Here is a 19455-nt window from a genome sequence, read left to right as displayed (position 1 = left end):
CACGCGGCGTCCGGTTGTCGACCGGCGCCATCCGCCGGGTTCGGGCCGGCCGCCGTCGAGTGCGCGGTCCGGCCGGAAGCGAATGTTGGCCGATACCGGGCGACCCTGGCAAGCGCCGGCAGCGGCGAAGGCCATGGCGGCGGCCGGAAAGCGCGGCGGCGGGCCCGTCGCGCCGATGCGCCGAAGCGCCTAAGCGCGGCGATCGGTGAATACCCTGCCCCGGCACTCGCACCCGCGACCCGGCCTCGCGATCGAATCTCGCCGCGCGCGCATCGCGACATCCGGCCAACCGCGTTGCGCCGACAAGCGAATCCCTCTGCATGACGAACGACACCGCCGTTGCGTCGCGACCTTCCGCGCGCGATTGCCGATGCCGCAAGCGATATCCGGACGCCATTCGCACGCGCACTCGCGCGCGGCCGCGCGGAATTCGGTCGTAAAGATGTCCGCACCGCGTCGCCGCGAGCGGAATATTCCGGAAAGACTTTCAAGCGAAATGCCGGCACTGCCGTCCGGCATGCCGGGCAGCTCCCGCGTGCCGGTGCGCATCCGTGCGGCGTCGGCCATTCAGCGTGATGAAACGTTTGCGCGTCGTCGGTTCACGCGATCTCCACCGGAAATTCGCAAAAAAACGCGTGTCGTCCATGACGCCCATTCGCGCATCCATTCGACCGCACGCCCCCGAAATGCCATTGGCTTTCACCCTCGAAAAACACGCGTTCAAGCGGTAAACCCGACGCATCCGGCGATTTCGTGCGCGCAACAATGACGATGCCGCGCGACCGTGGGCCATGCGGCCGTCTTGCCATTCGCATGGATCGGTTACGCGGTGTTTGACCAACGCCAATTAACTTTCTAATCGAGGACACATCCATGCAACTCCAATCACACCCCGCATGCCGGCCGTTCCACGAAGCCGGTGAATTGACGCAACTCGTGGCCTACTATGAAGAAGGCCGCAACGTCATGTGGATGATGCTTCGCTCCGAACCGCGGCCGTGCTTCAACCAGCAGCTCGTGACCGACATCATCCATCTCGCGCGCGTCGCACGGGAGACCGGGCTGCCATTCGACTTCTGGGTGACGGGCTCGCTCGTCCCCGAGCTGTTCAACGTCGGAGGCGACCTGAGCTTCTTCGTCGACGCGATCCGCAGCGGCAGGCGCGACCAGCTGGTCGCGTATGCGCGCTCCTGCATCGACGGCGTCTTCGAGATCTACACGGGCTTCGGCACCGGCGCGATCTCGATCGCGATGGTCGAGGGCAGCGCGCTCGGCGGCGGTTTCGAGGCCGCGCTCGCGCACCACTACGTGCTCGCGCAGAAAGGCGTGAAGCTCGGCTTCCCCGAGATCGCGTTCAACCTGTTCCCGGGGATGGGCGGCTATTCGCTGGTTGCGCGCAAGGCGCACCGGCGCCTCGCGGAGGAACTGATCGCGAACGGCGAGCCGCACGTCGCCGAGTGGTACGCGGATCACGGCCTCGTCGACCAGACGTTCGAGGCGGGCGACGCGTTTCTCGCGACGCGCACCTTCATCGACGTGCTGCGGCCGAAGCTGAACGGCGTGCGCGCGATGCTGCGCGCACGTCAGCGCGTGTTTCCGCTGTCGCGGTCCGAACTGATGGACATCACGGAGGACTGGGTGCGGGCGGCGTTCACGATCGAGCCGAAGGATCTCGCGTATATGGAACGCCTCGTGATGCTGCAGAACCGGCGCGTGTCGAAGCTGCGCACGGTGTAGTGCCGGCCGTCGCCTGACGGCACGGCATGACGGGAAAGTTCAGGCGATGAGCCTGAACTTTCTCTTTTCGGTGAGCCACTGCTCGAACGCCTGCGCCGCCATCGGCCGCGCGAAGTAGTAGCCCTGCGCCTGATCGACGTCGATCTGCTTGAGAAAGTCGGCTTCGGCGCGCGTCTCGACGCCTTCGGCCACCACCGAGAAATTCAGCGCGCGAGCCAGCGCCACCACCGAGTGCACCAGCGCCTGCGAACGCGGATTGCGGTCGATGCCGGTGATGAAGCTGCGGTCGAGCTTGATCGTGTCGAGCGGCAGGCGCGACAGCTGCGACAGCGACGAATAGCCGGTGCCGAAATCGTCGAGGTGGATCTCCGCGCCGAGCAGGCGGAACTGCTTCATCAATGCGAGCGCCGCGCCTTCGTCCTCGATGAAGCAGCTTTCGGTCAGCTCGATGTCGAGCAGGCCCGGCTTCAGGCCCGCCTCGTCGAGAATCGTCGCGAACTGGTGCACGATGTTCAGGTCCTGCAACTGCCGCGCGGACACGTTGATCGCGATGCGCGTCTCGAGCCCCCTCGCCTTCCACGCGGCCGCCTGTTCCGCCGCGGTGTGCATCACCCAGCGGCCGAGCGGCGCGATCAGCCCGGACTCCTCCGCGAACTGGATGAACTCGACCGGCGCGACGAGCCCGCGTTCCGGCGACTGCCAGCGGATCAGCGCCTCGACGCCATGCACGTCGCCCGTCGCGAGGTCGACGATCGGCTGGTAATGCAGCACGAACTGCTCCTCTTCGAGCGCCTTGCGCAGGTTCGTGTCGAGCCACATGTACTTCGCGACCTTCTGGTTCATCTCCACCGAGAACACGCGATACGTGTGCTTGCCGGCTTCCTTCGCGACGTACATCGCGGTGTCGGCGCTGCGGATCAGCGTTTCGAGCGTGTCGCCGTGCTGCGGATACATCGCGATGCCGATCGAGCAGCTCGTATACACCTCCATCAGCCCGAGATGGATCGGCGTGCGCAGCCGCTCGAGGATCACCTGCGCGGTCGCCTCCAGCATCGGGCGCGTGCCGCGCGAGAACAGCACGAGGAATTCGTCGCCGCCGAGGCGCGCCAGCGTCGCGTTCTCCGGCAGGCAGCCGGCGATGATCGCCGACACGTCCTTCAGCAGCCGGTCGCCGGTGATGTGCCCGTAGTGATCGTTGACGCGCTTGAAGTTGTCGAGATCGAGGAACAGGATGCCGACCTGGAGCAGGTTTTCGCCGGGGTCGCCGGCCAGCACGGTCTTGATCTGCTCGCTGATCGCATGGCGGTTCGGCAGGCCGGTGAGCACGTCGGTGTTCGCGAGCTCGATGAGCCGCTGCTGCGCCTTGCGCTCCTCGGTGATGTCGATGCCCGAGCAGATCAGGAACTGCTCGTCGACGCCGCTGCCGCTCTGCACGAACTTGTTGCGGAACTGGAACAGGCGCGGGCCGTTGATGGTGTTGATGTAGCGCTCGACCGAGAACGGCTTGTTGCTCGAGAAGAAGCCGCTGATGTTGGTGCGCGACTGCGCGCCCTGGTCCTCGCTCATGAACAGCTCGAACGCGCTGCGGCCGACCACGTCGACTTCGCGCCGGCCGGTCACTTCCTCGCACAGGCGGTTGAAGCGCTGCACGACGCCGTTGCGGTCGAGAATCACGACGAGCGAATTGACTTCGGAGACGACCTGCTCCGCGAATGCGAGGCCGTGCGCGAGATCGCGTGCGACCGACTCGGTGTCCGAATATGCGCACGCGGTGCCGGCCCAGTCGGCCGTCGTGAGCTTCTTGCCGACGAGGTGGAGGCTGACCGGATCGCCGAACAGCTTGATGTCGAGCACGAGGTGGGTGGTCACGCCGGTCAGCGCGCGAATCCGCGCGGCCTGCTCGGCGCTCAACGCCACGCTGATGTTGGTCAGGCCGCGCACGGCGGCCAGCTCGAGCGCATTGCTGTCGCTGCCCAGGCGCCAACACGGGCTGCGCGTGCCGAAGTGCGCCTCGAGTACCGCGCTTTCGTTTTCGTCATCCATGGACGAGCCCCGACCAAAAAAACGCTCAGTTTAGACGAGGCGCCCCGCCCAATCGCATGCGCGGACGCCCGCTACGGCGCCCGGCGATTCGACTGGGGTCGCGGCCCTCGCCCCGTTTTTTGCTCCAGACAATTCCGAACCCACGTCCGCGCGTGTCGTGCGCGGGTTCTGCCAGACGAATGATGGGCTCATCTTATCAAATGAAGGACGGGATTTGCACACACACAATTCTCACGGAGTGTCAAGCAAGCGGCCGCCGTATCGGCGTTGGCAACAGTCTCCCGTGTCGCGTCGGAAAACGGCATGGCCGGGCTCGCGAGAGCGGGTTGCAACCGTGCGTCGAATGCAGGTTGCGACGCGCCCGGCGCGGCTTCGCCGGCATTTCATCGTTGCACGAACCGGTTCCGCGATGAATGCGCGATCAGGGTCGGAACGTTACGGCGACGCGTTGCGCCGAACCGACATTCCGCCCCTGTCATCCACGTTCGTCGGACTTGTTCAGGAATGTTTCGCAATATCGGCGTCGATCGGCGCACGCATTTCATCACCGATGAACGCACTTGCGTCACGCCGCGAAACATTCCGGACTGCCGGGCATGTCTGCGCGCCGAATGAATGAACCGCTTGCTTCATTGCGCGCACGCCCGTCGAAACGCGCGGTCATTCGGCATCGCATCCGGGCGGCGCACCATACCCGCCGCCGCCCGGCGTCTCGACGACGAACACGTCGCCCGGCGCCATCTGCGCGCGGCCGATGTGGTCGAGCGTCACGACGGTGCCGTCCGCGCGCTCGATCGCATTGCGGCCAGGCGCGCCCGGTGCGCCGCCCGCCGCGCCGAACGGCGCGTGAATGCGGTTGTTCGACAGGATCGATGCGATCATCGGCTCGAGGAAGCGAATCCGGCGGATCGCGCCGTTCCCGCCCGGCCAGCGTCCGCCGCCGCCCGATCCCGCGCGGATGCGGTGCGAATCGAGCCGCACCGGATAGCGCCATTCGAGCACCTCGGGATCGGTCAGCCGCGAATTCGTCATGTGCGTCTGCACCGCGTCCGCGCCCGCGAAGCCGTTTCCGGCGCCGCTGCCGCCCGCGATCGTCTCGTAGTACTGGTATTGCGCGTTGCCGAACGTGAAGTTGTTCATCGTTCCCTGGCTCGACGCGACGCGGCCGAGCGCGCCGTACAGCGCGTTGGTGATCGCCGACGACGTCTCGACGTTGCCCGACACGACCGCCGCCGGATACTCGGGGTTCAGCATCGAGCGCGCCGGCACGATCACCGTCAGCGGCTTCAGGCAGCCCGCGTTCAGCGGAATGTCGTCGCCGACGAGCGTGCGGAACACGTACAGCACCGCCGCCATGCACACGGCCTTCGGCGCATTGAAGTTGTTGTCGAGCTGCGCGGACGTGCCGGTGAAGTCGATCTCGGCGCGGCGGGCGTCACGATCGACGCGGATCGCGACGCGAATCTCGGCGCCGTTGTCGAGCGCATAGCGGTAGCTGCCGTCCTGCAGCGCGCCGATCACGCGCCGCACCGCCTCTTCCGCGTTGTCCTGCACGTGCCGCATGAACGCCAGCACGACGTCCCGGCCGAACTGCGCGACCATCCGGCGCAGCTCGTCGACGCCCTTCGTGTTCGCGGCGACCTGCGCACGCAGGTCGGCCATGTTCTGCTCGACGTTGCGCGCCGGGTAGCGGCCCGATGCGAGCAGCGCGCGCGTCTCGGCGTCGCGCAACACGCCTGCCGACGCGAGCTGCCAGTTGTCGATCAGCACGCCCTCTTCGTCGATGTGGGTCGAATCGGGCGGCATCGAGCCCGGCGTCGTGCCGCCGATGTCCGCGTGATGACCGCGCGAGCCGACGTAGAACAGCGGCTGGTCCGAACCGTCGGCGAACACCGGCGTGATCACCGTCACGTCCGGCAGGTGCGTGCCGCCGTGATACGGATCGTTGAGCATGTAGACGTCGCCGTCGCGCATGCGGCCGCGGTTGCGCTCGATCACCGTGCGAATGCTCTCGCCCATCGAGCCGAGATGCACCGGCATGTGCGGCGCGTTCGCGATCAGGTTGCCGTCGCCGTCGAAGATCGCGCACGAGAAGTCGAGCCGCTCCTTGATGTTCACCGAGTACGCGGTGTTCTGCAGCCGCAGCCCCATCTGCTCGGCGATCGACATGAACAGATTGTTGAAGATCTCGAGCCGCACCGGGTCCGCGTCGGTGCCGAGCGAGCGGCGCGTCGGCAGCGGCGTCGCGCGCGCCATCACGAGATTGCCCTGCGCGGTCATCCGCGCGCGCCAGCCCGGCTCGACGACGGTCGTGCCGTTCTTTTCCGCGACGATCGCCGGCCCGTCGATCACGTCGCCCGCCAGCAGCGCGTCGCGCACGTAGAGCGCCGCGTCGTGCCACGCGCCGCCTGAGTAGAAGCGCACAGCCGCGTCGGCCCGCGGCGCGGCGCCGGCGTCGCGCGCCGCGAGCGGGGCGACCTCGACCGGCGCGTCCGAGCGGCCGATCGCCTCGACCGACGCCAGCTCCGCGACGAGCGGCGTGCCCGGCATCAGGAACGCGTAGCGCTGCCGGTAGGCGGCGTCGAACGCCTGCCGCATCGCGTCGACGCTGCCGGCCGGCACCGCGAGCGCCGAATCGGTGCCCTGGTAGCGCAGGTGCACGCGGCGCTCGGTCGCGATCCGCTCGGGCGGCACCCCCTGCTCGCGCAGCGCGCCGACCGCTTCGTCGGCCAGCTGGTCGAGCGTCGCGTTCAGCGTCGCGAGCGACGCGTCGGACAGCACCGCCTCGACCGCGCGCTCGCGCATCGCGGTCTGGTCGGCGAGCCCCATCCCGTAGGCGGACAGCACGCCCGCGAGCGGATGCGCGAACACCTGCGTCATGCCGAGCGCATCGGCCACGCCGCACGCGTGCTGGCCGCCCGCGCCGCCGAACGTCGTCAGCACGTAGCGCGACACGTCGTGGCCGCGCTGCACGGAGATCTTCTTGATCGCGTTCGCCATGCTGCCGATCGCGATCTCGAGGAAGCCTTCGGCCAGCGCCTCGGGCGTCTCGCGCCGCCCGGTCGCGGCAAGGATTTCGTCGGCGAGCGCGTCGAACTTCGCGACGACGCCGTCGCGGTCGAGCGGCTCGTCCGCGTGCGGGCCGAACACGCGCGGAAAATAGCCGGGCTGGATCTTGCCGAGCATCACGTTGCAGTCGGTCACCGTCAGCGGCCCGCCGCGCCGGTATGCGGCCGGCCCCGGGTTCGCGCCCGCCGATTCGGGGCCGACGCGCAGCCGTGCGCCGTCGAAGCTCAGCACCGAGCCGCCGCCCGCCGCGACCGTATGGATGCTCATCATCGGCGCGCGCATCCGCACGCCGGCCACCTGGGTCTCGAACACGCGCTCGAACTCGCCGTTGAAGTGCGATACGTCGGTCGACGTGCCGCCCATGTCGAAGCCGATCACGTGATCGAAGCCCGCGACGCGCGCGGCGCGCACCATCCCGACGATGCCGCCCGCGGGGCCGGACAGGATCGCGTCCTTGCCCTGGAACGCGTCGGCGCGCGCGAGGCCGCCGCTGCTCTGCATGAACTGCAGGTTCACGCCCGGCATCTCGTGCGCGACCTGCTCGACGTAGCGGCGCAGGATCGGCGACAGGTACGCGTCGACGACGGTCGTGTCGCCGCGCGACACCATCTTCATCAGCGGCGACACCTCGTGCGACGCCGACACCTGCGTGAAGCCGATGCGGCGCGCGAGCTGCGCGAGCGCTTGCTCGTGCGCGGTGTGCCGGTAGCCGTGGATCAGCACGATCGCGAGCGCGCGGATGCCCGCGTCGTACACCTGCCGCAGCGCCGTTTCCGCGGACGCGAGATCGAGCGGCTCGACCACGTCGCCGTGCGCGCCGACCCGCTCGTCGATCTCGACGACCGTCTCGTACAGCGCATCGGGCAGCACGATGTCGAGGTCGAACAGGCGCGGCCGGTTCTGGTACGCGATGCGCAGCACGTCGCGCAAGCCGCGCGTGGTTGCGAGCGCGGTGCGCTCGCCCTTGCGCTCGAGCAGTGCGTTGGTCGCGACCGTCGTGCCCATCTTCACCATTCCGACGCGCTCGGGCGTGATCGGCTCGCCGGCCGCGAGGCCGAGCAGGTGGCGGATGCCGGCGACGGCCGCGTCGCGATACTGCTCGGGGTTCTCGGACAGCAGCTTGTGCGTGGTCAGCGAGCCGTCGGGCCGGCGCGCGACGATGTCGGTGAACGTGCCGCCGCGGTCGATCCAGAATTGCCAGCGGCGCGCGTCGGAAGGAACGGAAGAACTGTGTCGGGTCGTCATGGCGATGGCATCACTGTGTCGTGGAATCGTGAATCGGAGGACGAGCGCCATCCGCGCGGCGCGCGCTCACGCGCGTCGCGACAGGCGTCGTCGGGAATGGAAGGCGAGCTGCGCTCGCGCGGCGCGCCAGCCGCGCCGGAGCGCCGGCGTCAGGCGTCCTCGAGCTCGCGGCCGCGGGTCTCGGGCAGCGTCAGCGCCGCGACGATCATCACGCCGTAGGCGGCGACCGCGAAGATGCCGATGCTCGCGCCGAGGCCGTAGTGCTTCGACAGCGCGCCGATCAGGAACGGGAACAGCGCGCCGACCGCGCGGCCGACGTTGTAGCAGAAGCCCTGGCCCGAGCCGCGCACGCGGGTCGGGAACAGTTCGGTGAGGAACGCGCCCATCCCGGAGAAGATGCCCGACGCGAAGAAGCCGAGCGGGAAGCCGAGCCACAGCATCGACGTGTTGGTCAGGTGCAGCGACGTATACGCGAACGCGATCGTCATCGAGCCGAGCGCGAACAGGATGAAGTTCGGCTTGCGGCCGAGGCGGTCGGTCAGGTACGCGCTCGTCAGGTAGCCGACCCACGAGCCGGCGATGATCGTCGCGAGGTAGCCGCCGGTGCCCATCACCGTCAGGTGCCGCTCGGTCTTCAGGAAGGTCGGCAGCCACGTCGTGATCGCGTAGTAGCCGCCCTGCGCGCCGGTCGTCAGCAGCGCCGCGCGCAGCGTCGTCGTCAGCAGCTTCGGCGCGAAGATTTCCATGAGACGCGGCGCATCCGCGACGCGCGCCTGCGCGGCCTTCTCCTTCTCGTAGACGTCCGGCTCCTTCACGTAGCGGCGGATCACGACGACGAGCAGCGCGGGCAGCAGGCCGACGAGGAACAGCCCGCGCCACGCGTACTCGGCGGACAGCGTCGAGAACAGCAGCGCATAGAGCAGCGCCGAGAGCCCCCAGCCGATCGCCCAGCCCGACTGCACGAGGCCGACCGCCCTGCCGCGATCGCGCGCGCGGATCACCTCGCCGATCAGCACCGCGCCCGCCGTCCATTCGCCGCCGAAGCCGAAGCCCATCAGCGCGCGCGCCGCGAGCAGCTGGTGATAGTTCTGCGCGAGCCCGCACAGCCCCGTGAACACCGCGAACCACAGCACCGTGAGCTGCAGCGTGCGCACGCGGCCGATCCGGTCCGACAGGATGCCCGCGATCCAGCCGCCGAGCGCGGATGCGAGCAGCGTCAGCGTGCCGATGAAGCCCGCGTCAGCGAGCGAGATGCCCCAGGTCGCGACCAGCGTCGGGATCACGAACGACAGCATCTGCGTGTCCATCCCGTCGAGCATGTAGCCGACCTTGCAGCTCCAGAACGCGCGGCGTTCGCGCGGCCCGGCCTCCGCATACCACGAGAAGAGGCCGCTGCGCGCGGCGCTCGCGGGGTCGGCGGCGGGCGCCGTCAGGGTCTTGCTGTCCATGGTGTCGCTCCAGTCGAAGTGCGCCGAATGACTCGTCGAGCCGTCGTCGAGTCGTTGTCGGGTTGTCGTCATCGGCCGCCGGCTGCCGGGACGCGGATGCGCGTCGCCCTCCGGCCGGACGGATCAGGTTAGGTCGCGGCGCGCCGCCGCGACGGGTTCGGGCGGGGCGGCAGGTTCGCCGCCCCCGCCTGGCCGCCCGATGCAGCCGCCTCGTGCGGCCGCATCGGGCGTCAGAACACCGCGAGCGATGCGTTCGTGATGTCGGTCATCAGCATGTGGCCCGGCGTATGCGCGATCGCGAGCGGCAGCTTCGCGTCCATCAGCGCGGTTTGCGGCGTGACGCCGCACGCCCAGAACACCGGCAGCTCGCCGTCGCGGATCGTCACCGCGTCGCCGAAATCGGGCGCGCCGAGATCCTCGATCCCCAATTCCCGCGGATGGCCGATATGGATCGGCGCGCCGTGCACGCCAGGGAACCGGCTCGTGATCTGCACCGCGCGGATCGCGTCCGCGCCGCGCATCGGCCGCATCGACACGACGAGCTGGCCGCCGAAGATGCCGGCGCGGCGGTTCGCGACCGACGTGCGGTACATCGGCACGTTGCGGCCCTCCTCGACGTGGCGCAGCGCGATGCCTTCGCGCGCCAGCATGTCCTCGAACGAGAACGAGCAGCCGATCGCGAACACGACGAAATCGTCTTGCCACAGCGCGTCGAGCGAGTCGACGCGTTCGGCGAGCCGGCCGTCGCGGTAAACGTTGTAGCTCGGCACGTCGGTGCGGATGTCGACGTCGCGGCCGAGCGCGTCGAGCCGGAATTCGCCCGGCTCGCCGACGCCGAGCAGCGGGCAGGCCTTCGGATTCGCCTGACAGAAGCGCAGGAAATCGTGCGCGTACGCATCGGGCAGGATCGCGAGGTTCGCCTGCGCGAACGGCCCGCAATGGCCGGCGGTCGGGCCGCGAAACGCGCCGCGGCGCACGGATTGGCGAAATTCGAAAGGCGTCATGGCGAGCGGTGGCGGGTCGGGTTGTCAGGAGGATGACGATGCCGCGTCATCGGATACGGCGAAGAATAGGAAAGAAAAAAATGCGACGCCAACGAGTTTTTTTGCGGCCCGTGTATAGAATTCCTTAACAAGGAGCCGGGTTTTCCCCAGTCCCGTTCATTTTTTCAGCGGGGCAAGCTGCGCGCCCATCGCCTCGCCGACCGCCATGAACACGCGCTTTCTTGAAACCTTCGTCACGCTCGCCGAGCTGCGCAACTTCCGCACCACCGCCGCCGCGCTGCACGCGACGCCGGCCGCGATCTCGCAGCGGGTGAAGGCGCTGGAAGAGGAACTGCGGACCGTGCTCGTCGATCGCGACAACCGTGAGTTCCGCCTGACGCCGCACGGCGAATACTTGCTCGGCTACGCGAAGGCCGTCGTCGAGGCGACGCAGCAGCTGCAGGCCGCCGCGTCCGGCGAAAGCACGCTGCGCGGCAAGCTGCGGCTCGGCGTGATCGAGACCGTCGTGCACAGCTGGCTGCCGCACTACATGCGCCGGCTCGCGGCCGACTGTCCGCAGCTCGAGATCGACCTGACCGTCGACGTCAGCGTCGTGCTGCAGCGCCGCCTGATGGCGGGCGAGCTCGACCTGATCATCCGCGTCGAGGGCAGCGACGAGGCGTCGGTCGTCTGCGACGCGCTCGCGAACTACCCGGTGCGCTGGATCGCGCGCGCTGGGCTGCTGTCGGCCACGCGCAGCGGGCTGGCGCGGCAGGTGCTGCGGCAGCCGATCCTGACGTACGGGCGCGGCACCGCGCCGCATCGCGCGCTGGAGGACATCGTCCGCACGCTCGCGCACGCGCACGGCGTGCCGCTGTCGGAGACGCGCATCACGGGGTCGCCGTCGATCTCGGTGATCGTGCAGCTCGTGCGCGACGGCTTCGGCGTGGCCGCGATTCCGCGGCTGTTCGTCGACGCGCTGATCGAAAGCGGCGAGCTCGTCGAGCTGCCGCTGCAGCCGTCGCCGCCGTCGATCGTCGTGTCGATGTCGCGGCGGGCCGATGCGCCGCGCTTCGTGCACGGCGCGTCGATCGCGGCGCGCGCCGCGTGCCACGAGTATTGCGAGAAGAGCAACCGGCGGCTGGTCGAGGCGCTGTGACGCGGCGGGCCCGTGGCCGCTTGCGCTCGCGCCGGACGCAATCCGGCGCGGCGTCGGTCAGGCGGACTGGCCTGCGCGCGGCGTCGCGAGATTGCCGTCCCCGTACTCCCGGATCACCTTCGAAATGACGACCCGATAGCCGTCCAGCCAGCGCGCCTGCTTCGCCTTCGCTTCGAGGTGCGCGGGATGCCGGATCAACTGCTGCAGCGCCTCTTCCGATTCCCAGTAGTAGACGTTCTGAATGAGTCCCGCGTCAGCGCGCTCCCAGGTCTCCTCCCCCAGATAGCCCGGAATCGCGCGCGATGTCGGCGATCTGCCGGTCGAGCCGGTGGAACTCGTCGTCGTATTGCCCGGCGCGGAAAATGAAGGTGGAAGCGTACATCGAAGCCCCTCGGTTGTTATTGGACAAGCGTCGAGTTTAAGGCACGACGACCTCGACGATCGTCAGGCCGCGTTGAGGTCGAAATCGGGTCGATCGGCGAGCCAAGCCTCGATGCGGGATGCGTCGGCGCGCTGTTGCAGCAGCGTCCGCATGCATTGCAGGCGAGCAGGTAGGTGTCTACCACGGCCGCCGCACCGAATCCTGGTAGCGCGTGAGAATGAAGCGCGCGACATCGTCCGACTGATACGCGGCAACGAGCCGCGCGACCCACGGCTGCGCACGATCCGCGTCGCGCACGGCCAGCACGTCCGCATACGGCGAACGCGCATCCTCGATGCCGATGCTGTCGCGCGCGGGTTGCAGGCCCGCGCGGGCGGCATCATCGCTGTCGAGCACGACGAACGCGGCCGTGTCGAGCGCGGCGACGAGGCGCTCGCCGCGCAACGCGACGATCTTCAGGCCGAGGCGGTTGCCCGTCACGTCGCGCAGCGACGCATGCAGGCCCGCGCGGTCGCGGAACGTCAGCAGCGTGTCGTTCTGCAACAGCACGAGCGCGCGCGCCATGCCGCGCGGGTCCGCCGGAATCGCGATCGTCGCGCCGGGCCGCAACGCGTTCAGGCGCTTGAGCTTGCGCGAATAAAGCGCCATCGGCAGCGTCACCGTCGTCGCGACCGCCGTCAGCGCGTACCCCTTCGCGGCGCGCGTCGCCGCGAGGCGCTGCGCATCCTCGAAGCTCGCCGCGTCGATGCGGCCGTCGGCCAGCGCGCCGTCGATGCGCGTGGCGTCGTCGAACACGACGACGTCGACCGGCAGACCGCGCGCGGCGGCAACGCGCTTCACTTCGTCCAGGATCTCCGCGTGCACGCCGCGCGTGACGCCGACGCGCACGGGCGCACCGGCCGCCTCGACCGCCGGCGCCGCATGCGGCGCGCCGCACGCGAGCCACATCAGCACGGCAATCGAACGGCGCGCACGCTTCGTCATCGCGCATGCGTCACGCTCGGGCAGAGCCTGCCGCCACGCGGCGACACGCCGGAACAATGTCCGCGTCACGGCGCATCCCTCAGGATCGTGCGGAACCCGATGTGCGACGCGGCGAGATCCGCCTCCTGCTGCTCGCGCGACGACGCGCGATAGCGGACGCAGTAATCGCGCGAGCACAGGAACGAGCCGCCCTTGATCACCATCGGCGTGTCGTGCCGGCGCGCCGGCGGCGCCACCGCCGCGGTGTCGCCGTTCGTGTGCGATTGATGCGGGCCCGTGTAGACGTCCTTCGTCCATTCCCACGCATTGCCGATCATGTCGTAGAGCCGGAAGCCGTTCGCCGCGTAGCAGCCGACGGGCGCGAGCCCCGCATGGCCGTCCTCCGCGGTGTCGAGCACCGGAAACACGCCCTGCCAGTAGTTCGCGGCGGGCTTGCCCCGCGCGTCGCGCGGTGCGGCGTCGAGCGACGCGTCGTCGCGCCCCGCCTTGCCCGCGTATTCCCATTCGGCTTCGGTCGGCAGGTCGCGGCCGAGCCAGCGCGCGTAAGCAAGCGCGTCGCGCTGCGTGACCAGCGTGACCGGCAGGTTGCCGCGCCCGTCGACGCTGCTGCCGGGCCCGGCCGGATGCCGCCACGACGCGCCCCGCACCCACGACCACCACGCGAGATCGCGCGCGTTCATCTCGTCGCGCGTCGGCACGTGGAACACCGCCGCGCCGCCCTGCCGTTCCGCATCGGTCACGTAGCCGGTCGCCTGCACGAACGCGGCGAACTGCGCGATCGTCACGTCGGTCTGGTCGATCCAGAAGCCGCCGACGCGCGTGCGGCCGTCGCCCGCCGGACGCTCGTCCGGATAGCCGCGCGTGCTGCCGAACACGAACGCGCCGCCGCGCAGATGCACCATCCCCGCCTTCGGATCGTCGCGCCAGTTCGCGGGCAGGCCCGCATAGCGCGCGCACTGCGCCTCGCTGCCGAGCGGCGCGAGCGGTCGGCCGCGATTCGCGTCGTCGAACCCGGGCGGCGGCGAAGCCGCCGGACGCGCATAGCCGGCCGCGAACGCCGCAACGAACGACGTGGCGGCCACCGCCGCGCCGATGATCCGGAGCCGCATCGCCGCGTCCTCAGTAATAGCCGCGCGGACGCAGCGGCTCGACGCCGCCGACGTTGCCCATGTAGGCCTTCCACTGCTCGACGAGGCTCTGGATCAGCGACGGGTTCTGCGCGGACACGTCGGTCGTCTCGCCGCGATCCGACGCGAGATCGAACAGCTGCCAGTGACCATCGAGCGGGCCGACCGGCGGCTCCGTCCACAGCGCCTTCCAGCGGCCGTCGGCGCTGCGCAGGTACGCGCGGCCGTACGCTTCGTCGCCGAACGGCGTCGTGTGCAGCTCGCCCGCACTCGCGCCGCTCAGCACCGGCAGCAGCGACTTGCCCGTCACCGGATACACGTAGCGGTTGTTGTAGATCACCTTGCCCTTGTTCTGGTCGACGCCCGTCAGCGTGTTGACGAGCGGCGGCGCCGGCTGCGACGGCGGCGTGACGCCCGCGACGTCGAGGAACGTCGCCGTGTTGTCGGTCACGTGCGTGAAGATGCGCAGCGTCGGCAGCGCCTGCTTCTGGCCCGGCAGGCGGACGATCGTCGGCACCGACACGCCGCCCTCGGCCGAGTAGCCCTTCGTCAGCCGGAACGGCGCAGCGCTCACCTCGCCCCAGCGCAGCCCATACTGCAGCCGCTGCGCGTTCTGCTTGCCGTTGTCGGTGCCGAGCGCCGAATATACGGGCTCCTGCGCATTCGCGGTGTCGGTCGCCGTCGGGTCCGCGCCGGAATCGATCGGCCAGCCTTCCGCACCGTTGTCCGACTGGAACATGATGAACGTGTTGTCGTATTCGCCGATGTCCTTCAGGTGCTGGATCAGCAGGCCGATGTTGTAGTCGAGGTTCTCGACCATGCCCGCGTAGATCTCCATGTAGCGCGCCTGCGCCTTGCGCTCGGCGGGCGACAGGCTCGACCACAGCTTGTCGACCTTGCCGGGGCCGTAATCGCTATAGCCGTCGGCAGCCGCATGCACGGCGCTGAGGTATTTCGCGCTCGCGGCGCCGTTGTTCGGCGTGGCCGGCGACGCCACCAGCGTCTCGGGCAGCCCGTCGAACGGCTTGAAGTCGGCCGGGATCAGCCCGAGCGCCTTCTGCCGCGCAATGCGCGCATTGCGGATCGCGGCGTAGCCCGCGTCATACACGCCCGCGTACTTGTGCAGCCACGGATCGGGCACCTGCAGCGGCCAGTGCGGCGACGTGTAGGCCGCGTACGCGAAGAACGGTTTGCCATCCTGACGGTTTGAATCGATGTACGCGATCAGCTTCTGCGTATAGAAGTCGGTCGAATAGAACACGGCCGGGCTGCCGCCCGCGCCGCCCGGCTGGCCCGGTTGCCCCGGCTGCACGTAGCGGCCGTCCTCGGCGTAGTTCTTCGAGCCGGCGGGCTCGTGCGCGAAGTGATTGGTCGCCGCGCCGCCGAGCAGCACGTAGCTGCGCTCGAAGCCCCATTGGTCCGGCGTCTGCCCGCCGCCCGTCGTGCTGCCGACGATCCCCGAGCCGATATGCCACTTGCCGGCCATGTACGTGTGATAGCCGGCGTCCTTCAGCAGTTGCGCGACCGACAGCGCGCGGTCGTTCAGGTAGCCCTCGTAGCCGGGCAGCCCGCGCCGCTCGTCGGTCGGCACGCCCATCGTGCCTTCGCCGACCAGATGGTGATCGGTGCCGGAAATCAGCATCGCGCGCGTAATGGCGCACACGGTGCCCGCATGATGATTCGACAGGATGCGCCCCGACTGCACGAGCGCGTCGAGGTTCGGCGTGCTGATCTCGCCGCCGAACGCGTGGATGTCGGAATAGCCGAGATCGTCGGCCATGATGTACAGGATGTTCGGGCGCTTCGCCGACGCGCCCGCGTTCGCCTGCGGCGGCGTACTGTCGACGTCGCCGCCGCACGACGCGAGCGTCAGCGCGCCGGCGAGCGCGGCGCAGATCAGGCGGAAGCGGGAAGCAGGCTGGGGCGCGGCGGGCTGGGTCATCGCGGTATCGCTCGTTCGTCGGGATCGGCGATCTTAGCGTTGCCGCAGCAGGGGCCAAAGTCGGATTCGTCACATGCTAGTGGGGCGACGGAATATGAGGCGACCGCGCACGGAAGGCATCGGCGGGATTGCGGGAAGCGCGGCCGGCGCCCGCCGCGGGCGGTACGCGCCGATGTTCAGGAATGCATGAAATGATAGGCGACGCTCATCGCGACGAGGCCGACGATAAACACGGTGACGACCTGAAGTTTCTTGTTCACGGGCATGTCCTCTCGGAAAGCAAAAGCCCGCAATCATACGCACCGCCGCCCGGCGTCGTCAGCCTGTCGATGCTGACAGGGCGGGCCCGGAATCCCGCCGGCGATGGCGATCCTGCGGCGGCCCGGTCACCCATGCGCTCCGTGCCCGCCGTCGACGGACGAACTCCGCGCGAGCACGCGCGGGATCTCGTCGACGAGCGCGTCGATCGCCGCCCGCACCTTCGACGGCACCTGCCGCGCATTCGGCCGCACCGCGAACACTTCCGCGCTCCCCACGCTGTCGCTGTCCATCACGAGCGCGAGGCGGCCGTCGCGCAGATACGGCGCCATCAGCCAGCACGGCAGCCACGCGAGCCCCGCGCCGGCCGCGGCGGCGTCCGCGATCGCCTGCAGGTCGTCGAAGCGCAGGCGGGCGCTCACGCGAAGCTCGCGTGCGTCGCCGTCCGCGCCGACGATTCGCCACGGCGTGACCTGCCCGCCGCGCGCGTACGCGATGCCGACGTGCGACGCGAGATCCTCGACCCCGGCCGGCCGGCCATGCTGCGCCAGATAGGCCGGCGACGCGCAGATGCCCATCTGCTGCATGCCGAGCGGGCGGCAGACGAGCGCGGTCGTGTCGACGAGCGGGCCGACGCGCACCGCGACGTCGAAGCCGTCGTTGACGAGATCCGCGATGCGATCGCTGAACGACATCTCGACCTCGAGCCGCGGGTGACGCTCGACCAGCCGCCGCATGACCGGCGCGACGCACTGCCGGCCGAACAGCACCGGCGCGCTGATGCGCAGCCTCCCGGACGGCTCGCGACGGCCCGCGTCGAGCGCCGCCTCCGTCTCGCCGAGCTCGGCCAGCACGCGGCGGCATTGCTCGTAGTACACGAGCCCTTCGTCGGTCAGGCTCAGGCGGCGCGTCGTGCGCTGCAACAGCCGCACGCCGAGACGCCGCTCGAGCCGCGCGACGATCTTCGCGACGGCCGAGCGCGTCACGCCGATCCGCAGCGCCGCCGCCGCGAAGCTGCCCGATTCCACGACCTCGACGAACTCGGCGATGCCGCCCAGGCGATCGTCCATGCGCTTTCTCTCCTTATCGATTCGTTTCCATTTTGGCGACAGTCAGTGGCCGAACTCTCTCCAATGCATCCTCGCCGGCAACACTATCATGAGCCCGTCAACCACGAACAGGAGTCGACATGCAGGCATGGCAACTGAAACCCGGCGCCGGTATCGCCGGTTTGCAGCGCATCGACGCGCCGCGCCGTCCGGCGGGCCCGAATGACGTCGTCGTGAAGGTCCATTCGGCGTCGCTGAATTTTCGCGACCTGATGTTCGCGCGCGGCGACTATCCCGGCATCGGCGACGCACCGCTGATCCCCGTCGGCGACGGCGCGGGCGAAGTCGTCGAGACCGGCCGCGACGTCACGCGCTTCAAGCCCGGCGATCGCGTGATCAACACGTACTTCCCGAGGTGGATCGACGGCCCGCCCACGCCGTCGAAGGTCGCGGGCTCGCCCGGCGCGCAGTTCGACGGCGTGCTCGCCGAATATTTCGTCTCGGACGAAAACGCGCTGGTCGCGATCCCCGCGCATCTCGACTACGACGAAGCGTCGACGCTGTCGTGCGCGGGGATCACCGCGTGGAACGCGCTGTTCGCCGACGGCGGCGCGGCGCCCGGCTCGACCGTCGTGCTGCTCGGCACGGGCGGCGTGTCAATCATCGCGCTGCAGCTCGCGCATGCGGCGGGCCTGCGCACGATCATCACGTCGTCGAGCGACGCGAAGCTCGAACGCGCGCGCCAGCTCGGCGCCGATGCGACGATCAACTATCGCGCGACGCCCGAATGGCAGCACGAAGTGCTGCGGCTCACCGGCGGCGCGGGCGCGGATATCGTCGTCGAGGTCGGCGGACGGGACACGCTGCCGCGCTCGGTCGCCGCGACGAAAATGGGCGGCGTCGTGTCGGTGATCGGCGGCCTCAGCAGCTTCGCCGGGCCCGAGCTCGGCCTGCTGTCGCTGATCGGCGGCATCCGGCGGCTGCAGGGCATCATGGTCGGCAGCCGCGCGATGCTCGATGCGGTGGCCGGGCTCGTCGACGCGCGCAAGATCAAGCCGGTCGTCGATCGCGTGTTCGGCTTCGACGAGACGCCGGACGCGTATGCGTACCTGCAGTCGGGGCAGCACTTCGGGAAGGTCGTGATCCGGGTCGCCCGGTAACGCGCATGGCCGGGGCCGCGTGGCGGCGTCGACGCTTCGGCGGCTCGGCGCCGGCGTGCGCGGCTTACTTCGCGCCGTAGATGTCGAAGTCGAAGTACTTCCGGTTGATCCGCGCGTACGTGCCGTTCGCGAGAATCGCCGCGAGCGCATGGTTGAACGCGTCGCGCAGCTCGACGTCCTGCTTGCGCAACCCGAGCCCGTCGCCCTGGCCGAAATACTTCCTGTCGTCGATCGGCGCGCCCGCGAACATGAAGTCCTTGCCTTGCGGCCTCTTCAGGAACCCGTCGCTCGCGGCGATCGACGCCTGGAACGCCGCGTCGAGCCGGCCCGTCACGAGATCGGCGTACACCTGGTCCTGGTTCGGGTACGACACGATCTGCACGCCGGCCGCCTGCCAGTTCGCGAGCGCATAGTCGGCCTGGGCCGAGCCCTGCTCGACGCCGACGCGCTTGCCCTTCAGCGATCCGGCACTCGGCAGCAGCGGCGAACCCTTGCGCACGACGAGACGCGCAGGCGCGTTCGAGATCCGGTTCGTGAACGCGATCTGCTGCATCCGCTTCGGCGTGATCGTCATCGACGACGCGATCACGTCGAACTTGCGCGCGAGCAGGCCCGGAATCATCCCGTCGAAGCTCGACTCCACCCACACGCAGCGCGCCCGCAGCTCCGCGCACAGCGCGTTCGTGATGTCGATGCCGAAGCCCGCCAGCGTGCCGTCGGGCAGCTTGTATTCGAGCGGCGGGTAAGTCGGATCGACCGCGAGGCGAATCTCCCTGCCCGCCCAGTCGCCGCCTGCGTGCGCCGCGCCCGCCGCGAGCGTCATCGCAACTGCCGCCATCCACTTCTTCATTGCCTGTCTCCTTGTGTGT

Annotated in this window: 13 protein-coding genes and 1 pseudogene; 4 read left to right on the top strand and 10 right to left on the bottom strand. The window is 69.3% G+C overall.

Annotation, left to right across the window (positions count from 1 at the left end; genetic code table 11):
- Positions 1-205: 205 nt before the first annotated feature.
- Positions 206-769, top strand: a complete 564-nt coding sequence (locus tag KY49_RS37645; RefSeq protein ID WP_156162598.1) for a hypothetical protein — start codon at positions 206-208, stop codon at positions 767-769.
- Between the two features lie 104 nt (positions 770-873).
- Positions 874-1737, top strand: coding sequence for a crotonase/enoyl-CoA hydratase family protein (locus KY49_RS24640; RefSeq protein ID WP_042587098.1), 864 nt, complete (start codon positions 874-876; stop codon positions 1735-1737).
- Between the two features lie 39 nt (positions 1738-1776).
- Here KY49_RS24640 and pdeR read toward each other — a convergent pair whose 3' ends face one another.
- The 4 genes from pdeR to KY49_RS24620 all read right to left on the bottom strand — a co-directional run bounded on the left by pdeR (position 1777) and on the right by KY49_RS24620 (position 10546).
- Complete coding sequence (pdeR, locus tag KY49_RS24635; protein ID WP_042587097.1) at positions 1777-3780, bottom strand: cyclic di-GMP phosphodiesterase; 2004 nt, start codon at positions 3778-3780, stop codon at positions 1777-1779.
- 660 nt (positions 3781-4440) lie between these two features.
- A complete protein-coding gene (locus tag KY49_RS24630) occupies positions 4441-8094 on the bottom strand; it encodes a hydantoinase B/oxoprolinase family protein (RefSeq protein WP_042587096.1) in 3654 nt (1217 codons plus the stop codon).
- 149 nt (positions 8095-8243) lie between these two features.
- A complete protein-coding gene (locus KY49_RS24625) occupies positions 8244-9542 on the bottom strand; it encodes an MFS transporter (protein ID WP_042587095.1) in 1299 nt (432 codons plus the stop codon).
- A gap of 230 nt (positions 9543-9772) precedes the next feature.
- Complete coding sequence (locus tag KY49_RS24620) at positions 9773-10546, bottom strand: putative hydro-lyase (RefSeq protein ID WP_042587094.1); 774 nt, start codon at positions 10544-10546, stop codon at positions 9773-9775.
- A gap of 205 nt (positions 10547-10751) precedes the next feature.
- Between KY49_RS24620 and KY49_RS24615 the strand changes: the two genes are divergently transcribed.
- Positions 10752-11684, top strand: a complete 933-nt coding sequence (locus tag KY49_RS24615) for a LysR family transcriptional regulator (protein WP_042587093.1) — start codon at positions 10752-10754, stop codon at positions 11682-11684.
- 57 nt (positions 11685-11741) lie between these two features.
- Here the strand turns inward: KY49_RS24615 and KY49_RS24610 are convergent.
- The 5 genes and pseudogenes from KY49_RS24610 to KY49_RS24590 all read right to left on the bottom strand — a co-directional run bounded on the left by KY49_RS24610 (position 11742) and on the right by KY49_RS24590 (position 17447).
- Positions 11742-12066 (bottom strand): annotated as a pseudogene (locus tag KY49_RS24610) (antibiotic biosynthesis monooxygenase family protein).
- Between the two features lie 177 nt (positions 12067-12243).
- A complete protein-coding gene (locus tag KY49_RS24605; protein ID WP_156162596.1) occupies positions 12244-13050 on the bottom strand; it encodes a MetQ/NlpA family lipoprotein in 807 nt (268 codons plus the stop codon).
- A 65-nt stretch (positions 13051-13115) separates the two neighbouring features.
- A complete protein-coding gene (locus KY49_RS24600) occupies positions 13116-14159 on the bottom strand; it encodes a formylglycine-generating enzyme family protein (protein ID WP_042587092.1) in 1044 nt (347 codons plus the stop codon).
- Between the two features lie 10 nt (positions 14160-14169).
- Positions 14170-16119 (bottom strand): arylsulfatase, encoded by a 1950-nt coding sequence (locus tag KY49_RS24595; protein WP_042587091.1) that lies wholly within the window; start codon positions 16117-16119, stop codon positions 14170-14172.
- Positions 16120-16505: 386 nt separating this feature from the next.
- Positions 16506-17447: a LysR family transcriptional regulator gene (locus KY49_RS24590; protein ID WP_042587090.1), complete on the bottom strand. Its 942-nt coding sequence runs from the start codon at positions 17445-17447 to the stop codon at positions 16506-16508.
- Positions 17448-17566: 119 nt separating this feature from the next.
- Between KY49_RS24590 and KY49_RS24585 the strand changes: the two genes are divergently transcribed.
- The gene (locus KY49_RS24585; protein WP_042587089.1) at positions 17567-18586 is read left to right on the top strand and encodes a zinc-dependent alcohol dehydrogenase family protein; all 1020 of its coding nucleotides are present in this window, start codon (positions 17567-17569) and stop codon (positions 18584-18586) included.
- 64 nt (positions 18587-18650) lie between these two features.
- Here the strand turns inward: KY49_RS24585 and KY49_RS24580 are convergent, their stop codons facing one another.
- Entirely contained in the window at positions 18651-19436 is a 786-nt protein-coding gene (locus KY49_RS24580; RefSeq protein WP_042587088.1) for an ABC transporter substrate-binding protein, read from the bottom strand.
- Between the last annotated feature and the right edge of the window lie 19 nt (positions 19437-19455).

Source organism: Burkholderia sp. MSHR3999 (genome assembly GCF_000833595.1).
Classification (GTDB): domain Bacteria; phylum Pseudomonadota; class Gammaproteobacteria; order Burkholderiales; family Burkholderiaceae; genus Burkholderia; species Burkholderia ubonensis.
Note: the sequence above shows the minus strand (reverse complement) of the source record. Positions and strands in the feature narration are given on the sequence as shown.